We start from the raw sequence: 8,019 nt of genomic DNA, 5'->3' as shown, positions 1-8,019 counted from the left end.
CGCAGCAGCGCTTCGAGCAGGCGGCCGCGCTCGCGGACGACCCGGCCGGCGCGGCTGCCGCCGCGGCCTCGCCCATCGTGAAACCGTTGCCGCCCGAGCTGTTCACGGTGCACGGGACGAACGCGGAGACCCGCTGGTCGGCCCTGAAGGACCAGGGCTACTACGTGCCGGTGGACCGGTTCTTCGTCCGCAACCACACCAGCACGCCGATCATCGACCCGGCCACCTGGAGCCTGGAGATCACCGGCGACGGCCTGCGCGGCGCGCCGGCCCACTTCACCCTCGCCGACCTGCAGCGCCTGCCCGCCGAGACCCGCGCGGTCGCCGTGGAGTGCGCCGGCAACGGCCGCGGCTACTTCACCTCCCAGCAGGGCCAAACGGTCTCCGGGACACCCTGGGGCCTGGGCGCGGTGGGCGTGGCCCGCTGGCGCGGGGTGCGCCTGTCCACCGTGCTGCGCCGCGCCGGCCTCGCCCGCCACGCCGTGGACGTGCAGCCCACCGGCCTGGACGCCAACTTCGTCAGCGGCGGCGTCGACCTGGGCCCGGTCCGCCGCCCGTTCCCGCTGCGCAAGGCCCTGGACGACGTGCTGCTCGCCTACGAGATGAACGGCGAGCCGCTGCCCGCCGACCACGGCGCCCCGGTCCGGGTGCTGGTGCCCGGCTGGGCCGGGATCGCCTCGATCAAGTGGGTGGGCCGGATCGAGGTCTCCGCCGAGCCGCTCTTCTCGCCGTGGAACACCCAGTTCTACCGGCTGTTCGGGCCGGAGTTCCCGGCCGGCGGCCGGCCGTTCGACGAGCAGGTGATCAAGAGCGCGTTCGAGCTGGACCCGGGCGTGACCGTCCCGGCCGGGGTCACCACCCGGCTGACCGGCCGCTCCTGGTCGGCGCACGGCCCGATCCGGCGGGTCGAGGTGAGCACCGACGGCGGCGCGACGTGGCGCCGCGCCCGGCCGTACGGCAACACCCCCGGCGGCGTCTGGCAGCGCTGGGAACTGGACTGGAAGCCGGCCGCCGGAGCGCACGTGCTGCTGGCCCGGGCCACCGACGTGCACGGCAACACCCAGCCCGACGTGGCCCGGCACAACACGCTCGGTTACCTGTTCGACGCCGTGGTCCGGTTGCCGGTCACCGCGGTCAACCGGATCGTGTAACCCTCGGGCCGCCCCCGGTCGAGCGCCACGTGGTCGCAGAACAGGTGGGTCAGCCACAGCCCGAAACCGCCCGCGGTCCCGTCGCCGGCGGGCAGCAGCCCGGCGAACGGGTCCGCCGGGCCGGCGCCGGTGTCGGAGACCGACACGACCACCCGGTCAGCCCCGGTCCACGCCCGCATCCGCACCGGCCCGCGGCCGTGCCGGTGGGCGTTGCTGACCGCCTCGCTGACCGCCAGCAGCATGCCGTCCAATGCCTCCCGGCCGAGGAGATCGTCGTGGACCTCGCGGATCGCCTCCCGGGCCCGCCCCGGGGACGGGTCGGTGAGGTCGGCTCGCGGCGGCGCCTGCTGCAGCGGGTCCGGGAGCGGCCGGCGCGGCTCGCCGAGGAACGCGGCCGGTTCGGTGTACTCCGGGTGGGGCAGGTGCCGGCCGCCGGGCAGGACGGTCCGCCGGTGCGTGCGCCGTACGTCGGCGAGCACCACCTCCGGGGTGATCCGGGTGTCGTAGGCGCACATGCTCCACACCGGGAAGTCGTCGTAGAGCTCATTCACCGCCGCCTCGTAGCGCGCCCACCAGTCCCAGGTGATCCCGTGCGCGGTGGACGGCAGCTCCCCGATGATCCGGATCCGCCCGGCGCCCGCGGCCACGTGGTCGGCGAACAGGTTCCGGTACTGCCGGATCACCGAAGCCGGCCGCGCGTACACCGCCCCGCCGGCCAGGAACGTCACCCCGTCGCCGGGCGGCAGGATCGCGCGGACCAGCCCTTCGGCGCGCTCCCCCAGGGAGACCACGGTCGGCTCCCCGGCCGCGATCCCGCCGAGCAGGAACGGCACCACGACCGCCAGCAGGTGCTCGTCCGAGTCGTAGCAGACGGCATCGTGGCGGTGTCCGCGGTTCGCCGTCATCATCCGAGCGACTCCACCCGGATGCCGGTGAGCCCGAGCGCGCCCACCATCGGCGCGACGGTCCGCAGCGGGGTACGGATCACCACGGTCAGCTCCCGGCGCTCGGCGTGCCGTTGCAGCGCGAGCAGGCCACGGTGGGTGATGAAGCCGAGCTCCTCGGCGTGCACGACCACCTCCCCGGCGACCGGGTGCAGCTCGGCGCGTTCCAGCACGGTGGCGAACAGATCCTCCGCGGAGCCGTCCACCTCGCCGGTCAGCACGGTGTCGCGGGCGGTGCGGCCGGGGTACATCTGGAACGGCACGTGGCCGGCGTTGGTCCGGCGGTGCACGCAGGCCAGTTCGGCGACGGCTCGGTCGCCCAGCTCGGTGCGGTCGTAGACACAGAGCGCGCTCAGCGGCGCGGTCCGCATGTAGCGCCCTATCGCGTACTCGTAGCGGACGAACGCGTCCAGCTGGGGGCGGGTCCGCACCATCGCCGTCGCGTCAGCGACCACCCGCAGCCCGCGGAAGCCGGCCGCCACCGCGTCCTGCGTGGCGGCCATGTAGGCGGTCAGCTGGGCGACCGGGTCGAAGGCGCCGGCGGCCGAGTAGACCTCCTGCGGGTCGAACACCCGGACGGCACCCGGCGGCCAGTCCGGCGCGCCGTCGAGCAGCCAGCCGGTGACCCCGCTGGAGCGACGGCCGGGGACGTACCAGACCTGCTCCCCGGCCGTCAGGCCGGCGTGCAGGAACGCCCGCGCGTGCAGCACGAAGGTCTGATGATCGTCGTACGCCCAGCAGGTGTGTTCCGGAGAGGACGCCCCGTGCGCCATCGCCCCAGCCTGTCACGGCCGGGCGGATCGGGCCCGTCGCGTCGCCCGTCCGGGGGATCGGCGCCTGCGTTAAGGTGAGTCGCCTATCGAGGGAGCGTGGATGCCGTCCAGAAGGGCCAGCGGCAAGCCGACGTCCAGTGATGTGGCGGCGGCCGCGGGGGTCTCCCGGTCGGCGGTCTCGTTCGCCTTCAACAATCCGCAGCGGATCTCCGCGGCCACCCGCGAGCGCATTCTCGGCGTCGCCGAGCGGCTCGGCTACACGCCGGACACGCTGGGCCGGATGCTGCAGGCCGGCACCACCAACTCGATCGGCGTGCTGCTGCCGCAGCGGCTGGCGCGCACGCTGGAGAACCCGTACTACGCCCGGTTCCTGATGGGCGTCGGGCAGGTGTGCGACCAGGAGGGTTACACCCTGCTGCTGACGCCGCCGCTGCGCGAGTCGGTGCTCAAGGCGATTCCGTACGCGGCGGTGGACGGCTTCATCGTCTGCGGCCTGGAGACCGACCGGGGCGAGGTGGCCGAACTGGACCGCCGCGGCATCCCGTTCGTGCTGATCGACAGCGACCGCCACGAGGGCGCGCCGAGCGTCGAGGTGGACGACCGCGGCGGCGCCCGGGACGTGGCCCGGCATCTGCTCGAGCTGGGGCACCGGCGGCTGGCGGTGCTCTCCATCGGCCCGGAGCGCGAGGCCGTGGCGCACGGCAGTTACGGCCCGCTCGCCCGGCGGCTGGCCGGGATCGCGGACGCGCTGGCCGAGGTGGGGATGGCGATGGCGGACGTGCGGCTGGCCGAGGCGCCGGTGACGCGCTCCGACGGCTACCGGGCGGCCCGGGAGCTGATGACCGGCGACACGCCACCGACCGCGATCATGGCGCTCTCCGACGTGCTCGCGTACGGCGCCGTGGATGCCCTGCAAGAACTTGCAATCGACGTCCCCGGGGAGGTCTCGGTGACCGGGTTCGACGACCTCGCCGAGTCGGCCTGGTTCCGTCCCCGGCTCACCACGGTCCGGCAGCCGATCGTCACCAAGGGCCGGATGGCCGCGGACTTCCTGATCTCGGCGATCCGCGGTGAGGCGCAGCACCCGCATCAGACGCTCGGCACCTCGCTGATCGTCCGGGATTCCACCGCAAAACCGGCATAACGCCTGCTTGCAAGAACTTGCTGAAAGAAAGCAGCCGCTCAGCTATGTAACACGTGTTAGTTGCCTGCTACCTTGCTCGCCATGACAGATGCACTGATCGCACCGCCCACCGTCGAGGCGCCGCCGGCATCCTGGTGGCGCAACGCGGTCATCTACCAGATCTACCCGCGCAGCTTCGCCGACTCGAACGGCGACGGCATCGGCGACCTGCCCGGCATCAGCAGCCGGCTGCCGTACCTGCGGGATCTGGGCGTCGACGCGGTCTGGCTCTCCCCGTTCTACGCCTCCCCCCAGGCGGACGCCGGTTACGACGTCTCCGACTACCGCACCGTCGATCCGATCTTCGGCACCGTCGCCGACGCGGAGGAGCTGATCGCCGGCGCCCACGCCCTCGGGCTGCGGGTCATCGTCGACCTGGTACCCAACCACTCCTCCGACCAGCACGAATGGTTCCAGAAGGCGATCGCCGGAGGGCCCGGCTCGCCGTTTCGTGAGCGCTACCACTTCCGCTCCGGCAAGGGCGAGAACGGCGAGCTGCCGCCGAACGACTGGCCGTCGATCTTCGGCGGGCCGGCCTGGACCCGGGTCGCCGACGGCGAGTGGTACCTGCACCTGTTCGCCCCGGAGCAGCCGGACTTCAACTGGGAGCACCCGGCCGTCCGCGACGAGTTCAAGACCATCCTGCGGTTCTGGCTCGACCTGGGCGTCGACGGCTTCCGGGTGGACGTGGCGCACGGCCTGGTGAAGGAGGACGGCCTGCCGGACGTCGGCTCGGACGCCGAATGGCACCTGCTCGGCGTCGGCGAGAGCCCCTGCTTCGACCGCGACGGCGTGCACGAGATCTACCGCGAGTGGCGCAAGATCCTCGACGAGTACCCGGGCGACCGGATCGCCGTGGCCGAGGCCTGGGCGCCCAACCTGGCCCGCGTCTCGCACTACGTGCGCCCCGACGAGCTGCACCAGGCGTTCAACTTCAGCTACCTGGGCACCGCGTGGAACGTGCACGAGCAGCAGCAGATGATCGAGGACTCGCTGGCCGCGATGCGCACGGTCGGCGCGCCGACCACCTGGACCCTGTCCAACCACGACGTGGTCCGGCACACCACCCGGCTGATGCAGACCGCCGACGGCGAGGTGGCCGGCCGCAAGGCCACCGCCGTGGACGAGGTCGCCGGCCTGCGCCGGGCCCGGGCCGCGTCGGCGCTGATGCTGGCGCTGCCCGGCTCGGCCTACCTCTACCAGGGTGAGGAGCTGGGCCTGCCCGAGGTGCTGGACCTGCCGCCGGAGGTGCGCCAGGACCCGGCGTTCCACCGGGCCACCGGCCAGGACGGCTACCGCGATGGGTGCCGGGTGCCGATTCCGTGGAGCGGCACGGTCGCCCCGTACGGATTCGGTCCCGATGGTGGCGGCAGCTGGCTGCCGCAGCCGGACTCGTGGGCCGCGCTGAGCGTGGCCGCGCAGGCCGGCGTGCCGGACTCGACGCTGGAGCTGTACCGCTCGGCGATCGCGATCCGCCGGACCCACCCGGCGCTCGCGCCGATCGACAACCTGCGCTGGGTGGCCGCGCCGGCCGGCCTGCTCGCGTTCGAGCGCGAGGTCGAGGGCGCCCCGGTGTTCCGCTGCACGGTCAATATGAGCGACCAGCCGGTCGCGGTCGGCCGTCCCGGTGAGCTGCTGCTGGCCAGCGGCCCGATCGACGGCACCCCGGACAACGTGGTGCTGCCGCCGGACACCTGCGTCTGGTGGTCGATCTGAGGTAAGCGTCCCGGCCACCCCAGGACGGTGGGGGTGGCCGGGCACCGTCCGCAGTGGACACCGGGCCGGCGCGTATGCTCCCGGTCCATGACCGACAACGTCCCGCACTCCGCGCGAGTCTGGAACCACTGGCTCGGCGGCACCGACAACTACCCGGTGGACCGGCAGGTCGGCGACGACTTCGCGGGGTTCTACCCGGACATCACGGTGGTCGCGCGCCAGTCCCGGGCGTTTCTGCGGCGGGCGGTCACCTTCCTCGCGGCCGACCGTGGCGTGCGGCAGTTCCTGGACGTCGGCACCGGCATACCGGCCGCGGAGCACACCCACCAGGTGGCGCAGAAGGCCGCGCCCGGCTCCCGGACCGTCTACGTCGACAACGACCCGCTCGTGCTGGCGCACGCCCGGGCCCTGCTCGCCGGCACCGGCGCGGGCGCGACCGAGTACCTCGACGCCGACCTGCACGAACCCGAGAAGATCATCGAGGCGGCCGGCGCCACGCTGGACCTGGCGCAGCCGGTCGGCCTGATCCTGATGAACATCCTCGGACACGTGCCGGACCTCGACGAGGCGGCCTCGATCGTCCGGCGGCTGCTCGCCGGCCTGCCGTCCGGCAGCTACCTGGTCACCGCCGACGGCACCAACGTCATCGACGGGCCGGCGTTCGAGGAGGCGATCGCGGTGTGGAACGCGAACGCCCCGCTCACCTACCAGCTGCGCCACCCCGACCAGATCAGCCGTTTCCTGCAGGGCCTGGAGGTTCTCGAACCCGGCCTGGTGCCGTGCGCGCAGTGGCGCCCGGCGCCGGGCGCCTCCGCCGAGGAGCTGCGCGCCGTCGACGAGTACGGGGCGGTTGCCCGCAAACCCTGATTGCCCTCAGGTGCGGCACCACCGGGCCGATGGTCGGCGCATGTCTGTTCTCTCCCGGCCCGCCGTCCTGCTCACCACCCTGTCCGTGACGGCGGGCCTGCTCGTGGCCCCCGGTGTCGCGTACGCCGCCGACACCACCACCCGCTTGACCGCCGCCGAGATGACCGCCGCGATGAAGGCGGTGGCCGCCGCCTCCACCAAGGCCGCCGCCTCCGGCTGGAAGTCCTCGACCCGCATCACCCTGGACGCGGTGACCGCCACCGAGACGTCGGTCCTCGACGCCGCGCACGGCCGCTACGTCACCACGAGCGGCACGCAGCAGCTGTTCGCCGTCGACGGGCGCGGCATCTACACGCAGGTCAGCGACTCCCGGCAGCGCTCCGCCCTGAAGATGATGGGCCGCACCTCGGTGCGATACGTGTTCATCGGCAACACGAGCGTGGACCTGGACGACTTCGCGGTGACACCGGCGGTCGTCGCCGGTTACACCATCGCGGGCTCGCGGACCACCCACGACGACGGTTCGGCCGACTACGCGGTCGTCGAACCCGAGGGCGCGAAGGTGACGCTGCGGGTCTCCCCCGCCGGCGTGCTGACCGGCGCGCACGCCGCGCTGTCGGACGAGGACGGCGACCTGGACGTCACCCTGGCCTACACCTACGGCCCGCAGACCGTGACCCTGCCCGCCGCGGCCGCGACGATCGGCTCGGGCACCCTCGCCACCGGCGTCGCCTACCTGGGCATGAGCACCGCGGTGAAGCGGGCGGCGGTCGCCGGCGCCGCCGACACCCGCAAGGCCGCCAAGGGCCGCAAGGTCAGCGTCACCACCCTGCGCAAGATCGTCCGCCGCGACGCGGCGGCCACCAACGCGGCGGCCGGGGCGAGCATCGTCAAGGTCAAGAGCATCACCGGCGGCACCCGGGTGTACGCGACCAACCCGTGGACCCGCCAGACCGTCAGCTACACGGTGAAGGCCTCGGGCCGGAAGGTGCTGGTGAAGAAGGTCTAGGTCATATCGATGGCGCAGGCCTCGTCGCGGACCTCGGTCTGCGGGTGCTCGCGCAGCCGCAGCAGCAGGTCCCGCCACGGTTGCGCCCAGCCGTAGCCGGCGCCGGCCCGGACCAGCGCCACCGCGAACAGGCCACCGGCCAGGTCGCCACGTCCCGCCAGGCGGGCCACGACCGTGCGCAGCCCGGCGGGGTCCTCGGCGATCAGGTCGCGCTGGCGGGCGCCGACCTGCTCGGCGGTGCGGACCGCGACGACCGGCCGGTCCGCGCAGAGGCCGGCGACCTCGTCGAGGTTGTCCAGGCGGCCCAGCCCGACCAGGGCCGCCGCGCCGATCCCGGTATATCCGGGCCGGGCGGCCAGCCACCGGGCCGCGGCCA

7 protein-coding genes and 1 pseudogene are annotated in these 8,019 nt (G+C 73.4%); 5 read left to right on the top strand and 3 right to left on the bottom strand.

What is annotated here, in order from left to right; genetic code table 11:
* A partial coding sequence (locus tag AB0F81_RS49435) for a sulfite oxidase (protein WP_360211096.1) occupies positions 1–1,151 on the top strand: 1,151 nt, incomplete at its 5' end.
* Here AB0F81_RS49435 and AB0F81_RS49430 read toward each other — a convergent pair.
* On the bottom strand, positions 1,094–2,059 hold the full coding sequence (locus AB0F81_RS49430; protein WP_360211094.1) for an anti-sigma factor RsbA family regulatory protein: 966 nt from the start codon (positions 2,057–2,059) through the stop codon (positions 1,094–1,096). The genes AB0F81_RS49435 and AB0F81_RS49430 overlap by 58 nt on opposite strands.
* Positions 2,056–2,868 (bottom strand): MEDS domain-containing protein, encoded by an 813-nt coding sequence (locus AB0F81_RS49425; protein ID WP_360211092.1) that lies wholly within the window; start codon positions 2,866–2,868, stop codon positions 2,056–2,058. The genes AB0F81_RS49430 and AB0F81_RS49425 overlap by 4 nt, the downstream gene beginning before the upstream one ends.
* A 100-nt stretch (positions 2,869–2,968) precedes the next feature.
* Between AB0F81_RS49425 and AB0F81_RS49420 the strand changes: the two genes are divergently transcribed.
* The 4 genes from AB0F81_RS49420 (at position 2,969) to AB0F81_RS49405 (ending at position 7,643) form a co-directional block, all read left to right on the top strand.
* Positions 2,969–4,012: a LacI family DNA-binding transcriptional regulator gene (locus AB0F81_RS49420; RefSeq protein WP_360211090.1), complete on the top strand. Its 1,044-nt coding sequence runs from the start codon at positions 2,969–2,971 to the stop codon at positions 4,010–4,012.
* Between the two features lie 81 nt (positions 4,013–4,093).
* Complete coding sequence (locus AB0F81_RS49415; protein WP_360211088.1) at positions 4,094–5,767, top strand: glycoside hydrolase family 13 protein; 1,674 nt, start codon at positions 4,094–4,096, stop codon at positions 5,765–5,767.
* A gap of 87 nt (positions 5,768–5,854) precedes the next feature.
* Positions 5,855–6,634 (top strand): SAM-dependent methyltransferase, encoded by a 780-nt coding sequence (locus AB0F81_RS49410; RefSeq protein ID WP_360211086.1) that lies wholly within the window; start codon positions 5,855–5,857, stop codon positions 6,632–6,634.
* A gap of 40 nt (positions 6,635–6,674) precedes the next feature.
* The gene (locus tag AB0F81_RS49405; protein WP_360211084.1) at positions 6,675–7,643 is read left to right on the top strand and encodes a hypothetical protein; all 969 of its coding nucleotides are present in this window, start codon (positions 6,675–6,677) and stop codon (positions 7,641–7,643) included.
* Here AB0F81_RS49405 and AB0F81_RS49400 read toward each other — a convergent pair.
* Positions 7,640–8,019, bottom strand: a pseudogene (locus AB0F81_RS49400) (hypothetical protein); the annotation flags it as partial. The gene AB0F81_RS49405 and the pseudogene AB0F81_RS49400 overlap by 4 nt on opposite strands.

Source organism: Actinoplanes sp. NPDC024001, from assembly GCF_040638955.1.
GTDB lineage: Bacteria > Actinomycetota > Actinomycetes > Mycobacteriales > Micromonosporaceae > Actinoplanes.
Note: the sequence above shows the minus strand (reverse complement) of the source record. Positions and strands in the feature narration are given on the sequence as shown.